This is a genomic window from Fusicatenibacter saccharivorans, from assembly GCF_015557635.1.
Taxonomy (GTDB): domain Bacteria; phylum Bacillota; class Clostridia; order Lachnospirales; family Lachnospiraceae; genus Fusicatenibacter; species Fusicatenibacter saccharivorans.
On the sequence record NZ_JADNOP010000005.1, the window covers coordinates 44,005 to 59,998 of the forward strand.

A 15,994-nucleotide genomic window follows, 5' to 3' on the forward strand; every position below is an offset into this window, starting at 1 on the left:
GTCAATGCTTCTCTGGAAGGGGAAGCGGGACAGCGTTTTTCTGTTAATTGTGATTAGATTACCATCTGAAGCAGCATTACCATAAGCGGCATCGTCACAATAGAAGCCAGCGTAGTAACAACATTGATGGCACTGGCATAGCGCGAATCGTTGCCGTATACCTGGCACATCTGGGTAACCGTGGAAGCAGATGGCGTGATGATGGCGAGAAAAACGATCAGAATCAGTGTCGGTCCGTCAGCGGAAAGGTCGGCGAGATGGCTGAGTTTTAAGAGAACAAGCGCCATCAGCGGAACGGCGATCAGGCGGAGAAAGGTCACGAAGTAAATCCGTTTATTCGCAAAAATCTGCCGGAAGTCCATGCCGGCAAAAAGCATACCCGTAACAATCATACTGGCAGGGCCAACCATGCTTCCGACAGAATGAAGCGTATTGTTGACCAGCGCAGGAAGCCGGATGCCCGTGAAAAAAAGAAGAATTCCGACGAAAATAGAAATAATATTGAGGTTCAGAACAATCTTCTTCCAGTCATAGGAAGCCTCACGGCTGATCACCTTTTTGCAGTGCGTCCAGAAAAAGACAAGCTGTACGCTCATATAAACACAGCTGTAAAGCACCCATTCCGCTCCTAAAACAGCCGTCACAAGCGGCACAATCAGATTGCCGGAATTGGAGTAGTAAACAGAAGTTATCTCAACCGCATCCAAATGAAACACCCGTCCAAGAGCCAAAATCGCAAAAAGAAGCACAACCTGCATCAGAAGCGAAGCCGCAAACGCAACCAGCAGCCCCCGCACTGTTTCCGGCGTGTAATCGACCTGAAACGCATTCAGAATCACGCAGGGAATGATCAGGTACAGCACAATTTTCGACAGAACTTTGCTGTCCTCATCCTTTAAAAGTCCGGCTTTTACGATTAAAAAGCCCATAAAAATCATAAGAAAAAGCTGCGCGATCTGCTGCGCAAGAAGAATACTGATTGTCATAAAAATCTCCCAATATGTGTGTCTTATGAAAAATATTATAAGTCGGTCGGGAGTGGATTTCAATTTCTTTTTGAGAAATTTTGGACGAAGTTTCGGAAGGGGAGGGAAAGAGATCTGATCAGCTAAAAAGCGAGCGTTGACAAAGCGAAACCCTTGTAATATAATACACTTAACAAGAGAACCGTTGGTCAGTGTACACCTGACCGCCGGATAAAGCTTTTAACTAAAAATAGCGCCTAACTTTACCAGAGCAGGGGCGCTATTTTTTGTGCATAATATTGATAACAAGAGTTATAACAGCACAAAGCATAATTATGAAAGTAAATAAATCACTATATGTAACCATCAGCACCAGCCTCCTTTCAAAAAATGTCCGGCGGCTGACATAACACCCCAACGGTTCCCTGGATAAATGTATTAAATTGACAAAAAGAAAAAGAAATGCGCGTCATAAGCTCCATTTCTTGATGCTAATTATAACAAAAAAAAATAAGTCAAGAATCATTTTCAGAGAAGAAGCCAGTGTTGACAAAATTATACGATTGCCATATAATATACTTAACAAGACAGCCGGAAGGTGAGTGCGATCACCCGATCTGGCGAAAATGTTGAATAGCTATAAGAAATAGCCGTCCTACCTTTACCAGAGAACAGGACGGCTATTTCTTATTTGCATAAGTCAAAATTGCAACAATAAGTAAAGCAACGCTGATTATAATCTGCAATTCTTCGTATGTACTCATAATAATCATCCTTTCTGCAAGACTCAGATCAGATGAAAGCACGTCCCCCGGCTGCCCGGTTAAATATATTAGATTGTCTAAGATTCCCAATAAAAAACGAACAAGGAAAACTCATTTCTTGAAATGTATTATAACAGAAAAGAGAAGTAAAAGAAAGTAATAAAAAATAGTCAGAAAATTTGAAGTTCCTGTAAATGTGCAGTGTATTGGATTTGAATATAATACAAAATAGAACAAAAGTTTGAAATTTACAAAGGTATATGAGATAATAAAGAAAAATGGAAGAAACGTCAGGAAAGGGGAGAAGCCTATGTCGCATATTTCAGAATACGAAGTCGAAAACATATTGATCGACCGCTTAGAGAGTATTGGATACAGCTTTATCAAATTGAATACCTATGAGGATGTCCTTGCCAATTTCCGCGCACAGCTTGCAGAATTCAACGCGAAAAAGCTGGAAGAAAAAGGCCATGCGGCATCCTTTTCTGACACAGAATTTAATCGTATTATGATTCACATGGATAACCATTCCGTGTATGAATCTGCGAAAATTTTGCGAGATAAATATATTCTGCAGCTCGATAATGGAGAGAATGTATATCTTGATTTCTTTTCCAACGATACAGACAGAAACATTTATCAGGTAACGCATCAGGTCACTATGGATAAAGCACATAAAGAGGATGTTGTATATAAAAATCGATATGATGTAACCGTACTGATCAACGGACTTCCGATGATCCAGATTGAGTTAAAGCGTCCTGGTGTGGAAATCAACGAAGCGATCAATCAGATCAATCGCTATAGAAAGTTCAGTTTTAAAGGCTTGTTCCGATATTTACAGCTGTTTGTAGTCAGCAACTCTGTGCAGACAAAATATTTCTGTAATGAAAATGAAATGGTAGATGGTCGCTATAACCCGATTTTGAAATCACTCGTATTTTTCTGGACCGATGATAAAAATACAAGAATCAACGATCTGAATACCTTTACCAGTGAATTTTTCTGCAAGCCGACAATCACAGAAATGATAGACAAATACATGATCATCAAAACGACAGAACCAGTGCTGATGGTAATGCGTCCATATCAGATTTATGCAGTAAAAGCAGCAAAGAAGCGGGTACTGGAAGTGAAGCAGAATGGTTATGTCTTTGCCTGCACTGGTTCAGGAAAAACATTGACATCTTTTAAATTGGCTCAGCTTCTTCGAGAAGAAGCAAGAGTTGATCTTGTAGTATTTCTGATTGACCGAAAAGATCTGGATGATCAGACCGTAGAAGAATATAATTCATTCGAAAAAGACTGCGTTGACAATACAGACAGCACCCGTGTGCTCATTCAGATGCTGAAATCATCTGAGAAAAAGATGATTGTTACAACCATTCAGAAAATGGCGAATGCTGTTAAAAATCCAAAATACGAAGAGGTTATGGATGGTTACCGAGATAAAAAAGTAGTATTTATCATTGATGAATGCCACCGTTCCCAGTTTGGCAGTATGCATGCCCAGATTCAGAAACACTTTGAAAAAGCCAATTATATAGGATTTACAGGAACGCCTATTTTTGAGAAGAATAAAGGTGCTGACGGACGTACAACGGCAGATGTGTTCCATGCTGGGGATAAACTGGATGCATGTCTGCACCGATATATGATCAAAGATGCAATTGCAGACGGCAATGTGCTCCGATTTTCTGTAGAATATCAGCGGACAATTTTTGCAAAAAATATTGCAGCAAAAGGAATTGATCCGGAACAGTTAGATGATCCAGAATACTGCAAACGCCATAATATTGATATGACACCACTTTATCATGATGAGGAACGAATCACCAGAGTCGCAAAACACATTATGGAACATCATGAACAGCATGTGCATCCGCAGGGAAAGGATACGTACACAGCACTTTTTGCAGTAGATTCCATTCCGACACTTGGAAAATATTATGATGCATTTCAGAAACTGAATGAAACAGTTCCGGCAGAAAAACAGCAGAAAATTGCAGCTATTTTTTCTTATCAGGCAAATGAAGATATGGATGATGGAGCAGATGAACATTCGCAGGAACTGCTGGAGCGTTGCATACAGGACTATAATGCCATGTATGGTACAGCGTTTGGTATTGATACGTTTGATCCGTACAGAAAAGATATTGCGAAGAGGTTAAAACAGAAAGTGCTTCCACAGGTGGATATCCTGATCGTGGTCAATATGTTCTTAACCGGATTCGATGCAAAACCATTGAATACGCTGTATCTGGACAAAAATTTGGTCTGGCATTCACTGGTACAGGCATACAGTCGTACCAACCGTATCGACAAAGTGACAAAACAGTTTGGACAGATTGTGACATATCGAAATATCAAGAAGTGGCAGGATGAAGCGCTGACCCTGTTTTCAGGCGATGGAGATCCGAACGAATATCTGCTGGAAGATTATGCGTATTATTTAAATCAATGGATGAATCAGAATGTGATTTTAAGAAAAATCACACCCGACGTAGAAGCTGCGGGACAGTTACAATCAGAAGATGAAATCCGCATGTTTATTATGGCATTCCGTGCGCTGGCAAAGACGCTTGCTACATTGAAAACTTTTTCGAAGTTTGACTGGGCAGATCTTGGAGCAGTCATGGATGAAAATGAATACGAAGGATTCAAAAGCTGGTATTTGTACTATAAAGATCAAACCGTCAATCCAAATCCGAAAGTTCCGGTTCCAGTGGATGTGGATTTTGACATTGAGCTTGTCAGAACAGACAGAATCAACGTTGTGTATATTTTGAACTTGTTAAAAAATGCAAAAACACATACCAAGACAGAGGAAGAAAAGCAGCAGGATGTCGATTTGATTCTGCGTGAAATCGAGCGTTCTGATAATGAATCCCTGCGTTTGAAAAAAGAAGTGATGCGGCAGTTTATCTTAACACGATTTTATGATCTGCCGGAAAATGCAGATGTAATGGAGGCGTTCAATCAGTTTGAAAAAGAACAGATGCAGGCAGATATGGAAGAATTTGCATTTGACAATCAGATTGATTTCAAGATAGTATCAGATCTGGTTTCAGCATATACATTCAGTGGAAATGTATCGGAGGATAATATTCGCGAAAGATTGATGGCATATCCGCTGGGACTGCTGAAAGTGACAAAACTGACAAAGAATGTGAAAAGATTTATACAGGATACTTATAAAAAATACAAGGCTGAAGGAGAAACAGAATGACAGATACAAATACATACCAGGCACAGGCGAACGAGCTTTCGCAGAAATTATGGGCAATCGCGAACGATCTGCGCGGTCAGATGGATGCAAGTGAGTTCAAAAATTATATCTTAGGAGTAATTTTCTATCGTTATCTTTCTGAGCGAACAGAAATGTATATGACCGATCTTCTCAAAAATGATGATGGAATCACATATGAAGAAGCCTTTGCGGATGATGAATACAGACCGGTTGTAGAAGAATGGTCACTGTCAAAACTGGGTTATGTAATTAAGCCGGAAAATCTGTTTCGAAATCTGATCCGCAAGATTACAAAGTTTGAAAATGATGCGGATAAATTCAGCGTGGAAGATTTCGAAAAAGCGATCAATGATCTGGTAGGTTCTACGATGGGACACGAATCCAACAAGGCATTTGACGGGCTGTTTAACGATATGCGTCTGCAGGATTCCCGTCTTGGAGAGACTGTGTCAGACCGTACGGAAATGATCGGGCGAGTTATGGTACGTGTATCGGATATTGATTTCGATTTACAGGATTCCCAGTTTGACGTACTCGGTACAGCGTATATGATTCTGATTGGTTTATTCGCATCGGATGCAGGAAAGAAAGGCGGCGAATTCTTTACGCCGGCAGGCCCGTCGAAGCTCTGTGCAACACTTGCGGCATTGGGGCTGGATGAAGCAAAGACGGTTGGTGACTGTACCTGTGGTTCTGCATCTATGCTTCTGGAAGTACAGAAACATCTGACAACAGGAAAAGTTGGACATTTCTATGGACAGGAGCTGAATGCGACAACGTACAACCTGAGCCGTATGAACATGATCATGCACGGCATCGACTGGCAGAATTTTGATATTTACAAAGGCGATACACTGAAAGATGACAAATACGGCGATATCAAAATGACAGTACAGGTTTGCAATCCGCCGTACTCGCTGAAATGGTCTGCGGATAAACAGTTTGAAGATGACCCGCGCTATTCCGGAGCAGGAAAACTGGCACCGAAAGGACAGGCGGATCTCGCATTTGTGGAACACATGATTTATCATATGGACGAAGATGATGGACGCGTTGCTGTGTTGCTGCCGCACGGCGTACTGTTCCGTGGAGGCGCGGAAGAAACCATTCGAAAATATATCATCAAAGATCTGAACCGACTGGATGCAGTCATCGGACTTCCGGCAAACTTGTTTCATGGAACAGGAATTCCGGTTTGTGTGCTGGTGTTGAAGAGTAAGAGAAATGGGAATGCGGGAAATATCTTATTTATTGACGCATCAAAAGAGTTTAAGGCTGGGAAGAACCAGAATGTGCTGGAGCAGAAAAATATTGATAAAATTGTTGAGACGTATGAGAAGCGTGTAGATGTTGATAAGTTTGCTCATGTGGCAAAGATGAGTGAGATTGCGGAGAATGGATATAACTTGAATATTCCGAGGTATGTTGATACTTTTGAGGAAGAAGAGCCGGTGGATTTGAATGAGGTGAAAAGTCATATTCAGAAACTGGATGCTGCTAGGAAAGTTATGATCGAAAAGGCCAATAGCATGTTGAAGGAATTAGGTTTGTAAAAGATAGGGTGAGTTTTATGGGTAAACCAAGTAGTAAAGATATTGGAAAAAGGGCTATTTACAATTATCATGTGAATGATAGTCTTATTAATGAAAAGGTTTCGATGGATATTGTTAAGAACTGGTATCCTCAAAATTTTCATCAAAAAGAAATTTTTATTTTAAATAAAATGAAAGAGTTATGTGATGGTTTAGATGGTGTTGATATTCGGATGACACAGCAAACTCTTCCGTTATTGTTTATGACAGAAGAATGGACAGAAACAAAAGATGGCAGATATAGGCAGGACAAGAGTCAAATTTTGAAACGCGCTCAAAACAGATTTGATGATTTCGAACATAGAGGTTATATTACGGGCAATTATGGTTGTTTACAATTTACATTTTCAGGAATGGAAAAGTTAGAGGAATATGTAGAAATAAAGCCAGATGTTAATGAGAAAATCCAGCAAATTATTGATGAGTTAGAACGAAATACAGATGAATCAATAGAAAGATACGATAAATTAATCAATATTTTACAAGATATTAAATCTGAGCCGAAAAGATTTAGTGAATATATTTCGGATCTAGGAAATATAGCGTCTATTGCAGGGACTATTCCAACTATTGTGCCGCGAGTAGGTGGACTACTTAGCAATTTGGTAAGAATACTGGATTGATGAAAGCAAGCTGATAATATATTTTATATTATAAAAGAAAAAAATGCTTATTTGAATGATGGATATATAGTAGAAATAAATAATTTGGACATTTGGATATGACGAATAGGTTACTAAGATCTGTCAAAGAGCATAGAGGAGAATTATAAGAAATTACAGGGAGGAAACATAATGGTTAAACCTAAATTGAGGTTTGAAGCATTTAATGAAGAATTGTTGTATTATAAGTTGAGAGATATTGTTATAGAAAAAATGTCAAATGGTATAATAAATAAGCAATCAGATAAGATTACAGATGTTAAGCATATAAATGTGATTAACATGTATTCAGATAATAAAATTGATATAGATGAGCTAAATTTTAGTGCGTATGATGAAGGAGCTGTGAGAAAATGTAATGTTGAAGTTGGCGATATATTTTTAACGCGTAGTTCTGTAAAAGCGGATGGAATTGCCAAAGCTAATATTTTATTAGATGATGGAATTTATGTATATGATGACCATTTAATACGAATTAAAGTAGATGAGAATAAGCATGTGCCTAGGTTTGTAAATTATTATTTGGCATCATCAAGATTTAGAAAGCAATTTATTATAAAAGCTAAGACTACAGCTTTTACAACTATTGGACAGGATGATATTGCAAGCTGTGCAGGGTATTTTCCGCGTTGTCCAGAACAACAGAAGATAGCGGATTTTTTATCAAGTATTGATGCGATAATCGACAACTATAACAATACAATAAAAGTATGGGAAAAACGTAAAAAGGGTATAATGCAGAAACTGTTCAGTCAGAAAGTAAGATTTAAAGCGGATGATGGAAGTGACTTTCCTGATTGGAAGAAAAAAAAATTGGGAGATGTGTTTAAGATTTCAACAGAAACTAATGAAAATAGATACAGAAAACAGAATGTTTTATCTGTGTCAGAGGAATACGGTGTTGTTAATCAAATTGAACTTTTGGGTCGGAGCTTTGCTGGAAATGATATTTCAAACTATAAAGTTGTAAAAACTGGGCAGATTATTTATACGAGAAGCCCGATTGCAATAAAACCGTTTGGGATTATCAAAATAGTAGATGAAGAAATAGGGATTGTGTCACCATTGTATATTGTAAATGATGTAAATAAAGATAATTGTTCGTTGTTTTGGTATTATAATTTTGATACTCCTGAACGAACAAACAATTATTTGAAACCGCTAGTTAGAATTGGGGCTAAGCACACCATGAATATTTCGAATGAAGAATGGCTTTCTGGTAAAGTGGAAGTCCCTTGTCTTACGGAGCAACAAAAAATTGCAAATTGTCTGAGCGCGTTGGATGATGTTATTGATAATTACAAAGTAACAGTAGATAAATGGAAAGAGTTAAAAAAAGGGTTGTTGCAGCAGATGTTTGTATAATAAAGAATGGATTAAAAATTTAAATGAGCAGATGTTATATAGATTATATAGGCATCTGTTCATTATGCTATAGAGATAAAAAGTATTTATGAGGTGATAGGATGGGGTATTCAGAATATAAAGATTTAACACCAATAAATAATATAAGCAACGGGGAAGAATATTTAAATGCCTTGGAGTGGGCGCTGAACAATCCAAAGGTAAAGAATATTGCGCTTGCGGGTCCGTATGGAGCGGGTAAAAGCAGTATTATCGAAACATATTTGAATAGGGAAAAAGATAAGAAGAATATATATGAACAGCATAAATTTGCAAAAAAGTATTTAAAAATTTCTATGGCTACATTTATTGAAGCGCATAATAATGAGGGAAATGAAACGAAAATAGAGATAGATGCAGATGAAGTTGAAGAGGGGATTTTGAAACAGCTATTTTATAAAGTGGAGCATAAAAAAATCCCACAAAGTCGATATAGAAAACTTCAGCCAATTCATTCTATAAATGTATTGTTGGGAGTTATTGCATTTTCAGTGATTTTGATTATGTTTGGCGGAATTTTTGTTCCAGATATTTGTAAAAATATTTGGGACAAAATAGATGCATTTGCAATGAAATATAGTTGGTTGTCTGGTAAAACCGTGGGCGTTGCCATCAGTTTGGGAATTGTTGGAATAGGAATTACAAGCTATCTGGCGAAAATAATAATGTCTAGGTTTCATGTAAAAGAATTAAAACTGCCAGCAGATACAACGTTACAATCGTCAGAGGATGCAGAAGAATCTGTTTTTAATAAAAATTTAGACGAAATCATGTATTTTTTCGAGGAGACACAGTATCAGTTAATCTTTTTTGAGGATTTAGATCGGTTAGAAAATAGAAAGATTTTTGTCCATCTGAGAGAATTAAATAATCTCTTAAATAATGACGATGCAATCAAGCATAAACCGATAGTGTTTGTGTATGCTGTGAGAGATGACATTTTTACTAGAGAAGATCGAACAAAATTTTTTGATTTTATTATCCCGGTCATTCCTGTTGTGAATGCGACGAATTCTGGTGAGATATTGCTGGAAAAATTAGATGATGCAAAGCGGCATGGGATTTATCATGATATTTCGCAGGGGTTTGTATTGGATGTGGCACCGTTTATTTCTGATATGAGAGTGTTACAAAATATATACAATGAATTCGTTGTATATAAGAAAACATTGCAGACAGAACAACACTTGAATTTGTCTGATGAACAAATGATGGCAATTATTATGTTTAAAAATTTATATCCAAGAGATTTTGCAGATATCCAAGGGGAAGATGGAATAATTAAGAAAGCATTTCAAGATAAAAATTCCTATATTATAGAAAAACGGGAAAAATGGAAAGAAAAAATAGAATATAACAAAGAACTGATAGAAAAAGTATCAGAGGATACGTTGAAATCCATAAAAGAACTAAAATATGCTATGCTTATAGCAATTACAGAGGGGAAAGGAGTTACTAGGAATTTTACCGATAGTTCATACTTAAGAAGAGATAGTGGAATATTTGCAGTTAATATACTTTCGGATGATTTTGATTTACGACAGTTGCAGGAGAAAGAGTGCCAATGTACAGTATATATTTCTTTTTCTGGGAGTATAAATGATATGGAAACCGATGAAAAAGAATTGGAAAAATATATTGAACGATGGGAAAAACTAAAAGAATACAATGAAAAAAGTTTAGAAGGTTTGCAGGAAGAGATTGAACAAATAAAATATGAGCAGAAAAAACTTTCAAGTCGTTCTCTTCAATGGTTAATAGAAAATGATTCATCTGAAAATGTATTATCGAAAGAAGTAAAAGATAACAAATTTCTTGTATTTCTTTTTCGTCGAGGATATTTGGATGAAAAATATGCGAACTATATTAATTATTTCAAGGGAAACAGCATTACGACTAATGACATGAATTTTATTCTTGCTGTAAAAAATCAAGAGCCACAGCCATTTGATTACCAGTTGACAAAAATAGAACAAGTTATTCAAAGATTGCAAGATTATGAGTTTGAACAAAAAGCAATTTATAATTTTCAAATCATAGAAGAACTTTTAGGAGAAGAGAAGATTTCTAAAAAGCTGGAAGTCTTTGTGCAGCAATTAGCAGATGGAGAGGAAACAAGCTGGCAGTTTATTGGTGAGTTTGTTGATAAGACAAAATATCAGGCAAAGTTTATACAGATACTTTCCGCGAAATGGAATTCAATGTGGGAATATATTTCGCGGCAAAATACTATGACATATGGACGGCAAGTGTACTATTTAAAACTGATTATAGAATATGTAGATGAAAAGGAACTGTCACTTCTTAATGTGGAAAATTGTATTACAAGCTATTTCGAGAAGCATGAAGATATATTGCAGCAATTGAATGATGTGGGCAGTAATAAAATAATTGCAGCGATAAGTAATTGTGATGTATGTTTTGAAAAGCTGAATATTGCTAATGTCTCAGATGATATTGTCGAATACATATTTGATAATTGCTGTTTTAAATTGAATGATTGTATGGTCCGAAATGTTATCTCGTACAAAAAGAAGAATCTATTAAATATGTTTGAAAATCAGCCATATAGTACGATTATCAAATTGGAATATAAACCCTTAATTGAGTATGTGCATGAAAACATGAAGGAGTATATTGAAGCGGTAGTTTTGAAAAAAACAATAATTGAAGATGAGAACGAGGATATTATAGATCTGCTTCGAAGAATTTTAGAAGAGAGTGATTTGTGTGCTAGCGTAATTTGTTTGGAAAATTTTGAAATAGAAAAATTAGCGGATTGTCTGGAACAAGAGATACAGAACAAAAGAGATAAAGTGAAAGTGGTTTGGAATACACTCTTAGAGCAAAATAAGATAGGTATTAGCTGGGAAAATACGATGCTATACTGGAAATATTATAGTATCAGCAATTATCTTAAAAAGTTTATTGAGGTAAATGTTGACAAGCTAAGCGTGGAAAAAAATAATTATGTTACGGATAATTTTGCAAAGGATATTATAAATGCTAAATTTGAAGATAGTGTATTAAAGAAACTTTTGCCTGTATTGCCTATGAAAACTTTTGATCTTGATGTCGAACAGCTTCCGGAAAATATTCTTGCGATAATGGTAGAGTGTAATTATTTTGGATATACAATAGAATATTATCAAAGTATTGCAGAACGGAATGAGGATATTGCTGTAGAGTATATTGTTAAAAATCAGGCAGAATTTTATAACAGCTTAGAGGATTTTCCAATGACAAAGAACGTATTGGAAAGATTGCTTTTTGAACAAAAAATTCCGATGGATAACAGGGAAGAACTATTTGAAAAATATGCTAAGACGTATATGACGGAAAAAATTGCTCTGAATATGAATGCTGAAGGGTTCAAAGTTACAAAAACATTATTTGATATTGCTTGGGAAATTTTATCGGAAAATCAGAAGGAAAGATTAATGATTGCTAATCTTGAACTGCTGAATGTAGATGATATGGAAAAATGTTTTGGAGAACTGAGTGGTCAATATTCAGTATTAAGCGAGCGAACAAAACGATGCAAAGTCAAATTAGATAACACAGAGAACAATAGAAAGCTGGTAAATTATTTGGAGAAAATTGGCTATATAACAAGTTCTTGGGAAGAAAAAACAGATTCGAATGGACAGGTGATAATCATTGGATGTAGAATTAAACAAAAAAGATAGAGAAGAGGAAGTAATGTAGATGGGAATAAAATTGTACAGATATAGGACGTTTAAAAAGAACTGGAAGGAAGAAGCCTTTGATGGAATAGTAGAACCTTCGTCTCCACTCTATTTTAATGATCCGTATGATTGCGATTTTTGTTTTCAAGAAGATATTTCAGACGAAATTCATGAAAGAAAAGATTACGTTGAAATGGTAAAAAAATATATTCCTTTGAGAAAAGAGGAACAAGACAGAATTCTTCATGCAGATGATCTTGAACGTGCACTGCGGATGGTATTTTGGGCGCATGGCAAAAGTATTCAAGGCTCAGTCAAGGCGTTTTTAAGAAATGATATGAGTGAAATGACAAATGAATTAAGAGATGCAGTGAGAGTTGTTTGCCTTTCAGAAACGTATGATTCTATGCTTATGTGGGGTCATTATGCAATGAATCATACAGGATATTGCATAGAATATGAATTTGAGAAAGATGATATATGTTATTCAAATTTGCATCCGGTTGAATATACGAAAGATCGGTATACTATTTCGAAAAACGATATTATAGACGGAAAAAGCGACATGATTTATAAAATTACATGCAGAAAAGCAGAAGCTTGGTCGTATGAGAAGGAATGGCGTATTGTGACTGAAAATTATAGCAGAACAAGATCCTTAGAAGTAGATCCGAAGACGAGATATGTTTTGGATTTGAAGGAGAATATTAAAGCATTCTACTTGGGAGCAAAGATTAATGAAAAAGAAAAATCGGAAATAATACAATTTGCAAAGAAAAATAATAGAATTGTTTATCAGATGATTTTGTCTGCTAATACATATGAATTAAGAGCTGAACGAATTGATAATGTGTAATAGCGGTGAAAGAATAGTTTGAAGCGGGTATAGATGGAAAAAGAATAAAAAAAGAAACGAGCAACCCGATTGAGCCCTAAGGCTGTACACGACAAAAAACCCATTTCTTAATTTCTATAATAAAGGAAGGCTGAATTATAGTCAAGAAATTTTTGCGATTTTAAAACAAAGTAATAAAAAGTGTGATATAATAACCTCATAATGAAAAGTAAAATTCCGCCTATTTTTCAACATTGTAGGCGGCAATTTTACACCTGCCAGTTAGTGAATCCTAATAAAAGTAAGATGGAGGTACCCGCCCATGATGGAATACACCAGCAAATATTGGAACATGCTGACTCCTTTAATAAAGAAAAGTCTGCTAAAACGCTACGGAAAAGAGGAGACCGCAGAGCTTCTCCGCAAGACCAACCAGATCTACCGCGACATGCTTCGCCGCGCCGATGATATCGGAAAGGACAACCCGATGGCGTCGAATCTCTATGAAGGCCTCATTTTTCTTGCGCTCTGGGATGCGTCGGACAGACAGATTTCTGTGGATGAACTGCGTACAATCTCAGAGGAGATGATGTCCTTCCCGTTTCTGAAAGCCATGGGCCTGATGATTAATGCGAATAAGAAGAGCGGCATGGCGCGGATTGCGAAGATGATGCATAAGGATGCCGCCTGGCTGGAAGCACATCCGCAGTATAAGGCGTATTCGTGGGATTTTCATTTTGATGAGACGAAGCATCAGGACGGTTTTTATTACCACTTCACCCAATGTCCCCTGAACACCTTCGCCCGAAAAGAGGGCTATCTGGAAGTGCTGCCGATTATGTGCGACATTGATTACAAGACAGCAGCCCTGATGCACGCGAAGCTCTACCGTGACCATACGCTGGCAGGCGGCGGTGAGGTCTGTGATTACTGGTTCGTGGGGGACAAGGTGGAAAATCCGAAATAAAATAAGACCGGGACGGAACCGGTGAAATGGATCGAAGAATATAAAACACAGAAGGGAGATCACCCAGAATGAGCAATGAAAAAATAAAACCAAAACTGAATGGAACTGCCGAGACGATGCTGCAGTGCTTCTACGCCCGTGCCATGCACAGCAGAAATCCGAAAAACAAGTTCCGCGACACCAAAGCAGAAGAGCTGATTGACCGCATCGACTATGATTTCAGCAATGCGAAAAAGGACACAGCAATGAGCGGCGGAATCGTAGCGCGGAGTGTTGTGTTTGATGAGCTGGTCAGCGACTTTATCCGAAAGAACCCGGATTGTACCGTCGTCAACATCGCCTGTGGTCTGGACACACGGTTTTACCGCATGGATAATGGAAAAATTACCTGGTACAATCTCGATCTGCCGGAGACGATTGAGGTGCGCGATTCCATCTATCAGGAATCCGGCCGTGTTTCCACGATTGCGTGTTCCGTGCTCGACCCGGCATGGGCCGATCAGGTAAAAGTGCGGGGCAAAATGCTTTTCATTATCGAAGGTCTGACCATGTACATGAAAGCGGATGAGGTCAGAATGATGCTCGCCATCATCCGCGATCATTTCGACAATGCCTACGTCTGCATGGAAACGCTGTGCCCGTACTTTGTAAAGAAAGAAAACATCGAAAAATCTATTCAGGCGACGGGCGCGACGTTTACCTGGGGTGCGAACAGCTTTGCAGACCTGGGCGACATTGCCGCCGGTTTCCGAAAAGTAAAAGACGACAACATCGCCCGCGGTATGGAAACGCTGAATCCCATTTACAAGCTGGTGATGTGGATGCCGATCATCCACAAATTCGCAGAGAAAATTCTGGTGTTTGAAAAAGCGTAAGAAAAGAAATGAAAAGAAATGAAAAGAAATGAAAAGAAACAGGCAGCCCGGCAGCGGAAAAGCTCAAAAAGCTTCCGTGCAGGGAACCTGTTTTTTGTTTGTGCAGGAAATTAACAAATCATTCATCCGGCCACACAAAATGTGCATTCCCCGCCTCAAGGCCGTCAATCAGAATATTCTGTCCCGTGCAGAACCGGTTCGTCACGGTCATAAAATACGCCCAGTCCGCTGCTTCCTCGACGGTCATCCACCGTTTCAGCGGCGTCAGCTCCATGATCTGATCCCAGAGCTTTTGGTCTTCTGTGACAGGCAGATTCAACTCGGTCAGTACGCCGCCGAAATCAAGGCTGTTGCACGTTCCGCCATACGGTGCAATGCGGAGTGCCACGTTTTTCGTGTAGGCGAGCACACCGCCCTTGCTTGCGGTGTATTCCGGAAATTCAGCTCCGGTATGGCCGCTGGCCGAGCCGATCATGAGGATGGCGCGGATGGTGTCATGAATTCCGTACGCCTCCGTGATTGCGATGGTTCCCTTTAAATTGATATCAATATCATCCTCGTTCTGCACACCGGCGTTGTTGATGACAATATCAAAAGGCGCAAGTGCCGGATACTGTTCTTTGGCGCGGATATCAAGGCAGAAATGAGTATACGAATCCTGGCTGATCGAAGCCTCCTTCCGGTCAAATCCGGTAACATCAAAGCCTTCTTTTAAAAATTTCTCCGCAATCGCCTTTCCGATTCCGGAGCTGGTTCCTGTAATAAGTACACGCATACGATAACCTCCCGATGAAATATTACCCTCATTATACCGCAAACACAGCATGCGATCCAGAAGAAACGAAAAAGAATGCAGGAAAAGAAAATGTTACGGGAAAAATCACTGCATAAAACAAAAGAGTCTCTCAAAACCACAACAAATAATTGACAGATTTTAGGAGAAGGAGTAGAGTTTTTGAAAGGGGGATTATCCCTGCAAAGAGTGAAAACA

At 38.1% G+C, this 15,994-nt stretch carries 11 protein-coding genes; 8 read left to right on the plus strand and 3 right to left on the minus strand.

The window, feature by feature from the left end:
• Window positions 1-53: 53 nt before the first annotated feature.
• Together I2G42_RS05610 and I2G42_RS16960 are read right to left on the minus strand one after the other, a co-directional pair.
• Window positions 54-986 (minus strand): AEC family transporter, encoded by a 933-nt coding sequence (locus I2G42_RS05610; protein WP_055227067.1) that lies wholly within the window; start codon window positions 984-986, stop codon window positions 54-56.
• A gap of 659 nt (window positions 987-1,645) precedes the next feature.
• The gene (locus I2G42_RS16960; protein ID WP_373141176.1) at window positions 1,646-1,738 is read right to left on the minus strand and encodes a putative holin-like toxin; all 93 of its coding nucleotides are present in this window, start codon (window positions 1,736-1,738) and stop codon (window positions 1,646-1,648) included.
• Window positions 1,739-2,039: 301 nt separating this feature from the next.
• Here I2G42_RS16960 and I2G42_RS05615 point away from each other — a divergent pair, with 301 nt between their 5' ends.
• The 8 genes from I2G42_RS05615 (at window position 2,040) to I2G42_RS05650 (ending at window position 15,003) form a co-directional block, all read left to right on the plus strand.
• On the plus strand, window positions 2,040-4,958 hold the full coding sequence (locus I2G42_RS05615) for a type I restriction endonuclease subunit R (RefSeq protein WP_055227065.1): 2,919 nt from the start codon (window positions 2,040-2,042) through the stop codon (window positions 4,956-4,958).
• Window positions 4,955-6,532, plus strand: coding sequence for a type I restriction-modification system subunit M (locus tag I2G42_RS05620; protein WP_055227063.1), 1,578 nt, complete (start codon window positions 4,955-4,957; stop codon window positions 6,530-6,532). Before I2G42_RS05615 ends, I2G42_RS05620 begins: the two co-directional genes overlap by 4 nt.
• A gap of 17 nt (window positions 6,533-6,549) precedes the next feature.
• Entirely contained in the window at window positions 6,550-7,194 is a 645-nt protein-coding gene (locus I2G42_RS05625; protein ID WP_055227061.1) for a hypothetical protein, read from the plus strand.
• Window positions 7,195-7,365: 171 nt separating this feature from the next.
• A complete protein-coding gene (locus I2G42_RS05630; RefSeq protein WP_055227060.1) occupies window positions 7,366-8,598 on the plus strand; it encodes a restriction endonuclease subunit S in 1,233 nt (410 codons plus the stop codon).
• A 101-nt stretch (window positions 8,599-8,699) separates the two neighbouring features.
• Window positions 8,700-12,326, plus strand: coding sequence for a YobI family P-loop NTPase (locus tag I2G42_RS05635; protein ID WP_055227059.1), 3,627 nt, complete (start codon window positions 8,700-8,702; stop codon window positions 12,324-12,326).
• A gap of 19 nt (window positions 12,327-12,345) precedes the next feature.
• Window positions 12,346-13,182, plus strand: a complete 837-nt coding sequence (locus I2G42_RS05640) for a DUF2971 domain-containing protein (protein WP_055227057.1) — start codon at window positions 12,346-12,348, stop codon at window positions 13,180-13,182.
• A 301-nt stretch (window positions 13,183-13,483) separates the two neighbouring features.
• The gene (locus I2G42_RS05645; RefSeq protein WP_055227055.1) at window positions 13,484-14,128 is read left to right on the plus strand and encodes an L-2-amino-thiazoline-4-carboxylic acid hydrolase; all 645 of its coding nucleotides are present in this window, start codon (window positions 13,484-13,486) and stop codon (window positions 14,126-14,128) included.
• 68 nt (window positions 14,129-14,196) lie between these two features.
• On the plus strand, window positions 14,197-15,003 hold the full coding sequence (locus I2G42_RS05650) for a class I SAM-dependent methyltransferase (protein ID WP_055227053.1): 807 nt from the start codon (window positions 14,197-14,199) through the stop codon (window positions 15,001-15,003).
• A 118-nt stretch (window positions 15,004-15,121) separates the two neighbouring features.
• Here the strand turns inward: I2G42_RS05650 and I2G42_RS05655 are convergent, their stop codons facing one another.
• Window positions 15,122-15,778, minus strand: coding sequence for an SDR family NAD(P)-dependent oxidoreductase (locus I2G42_RS05655; RefSeq protein WP_055227051.1), 657 nt, complete (start codon window positions 15,776-15,778; stop codon window positions 15,122-15,124).
• Window positions 15,779-15,994 lie beyond the last annotated feature (216 nt).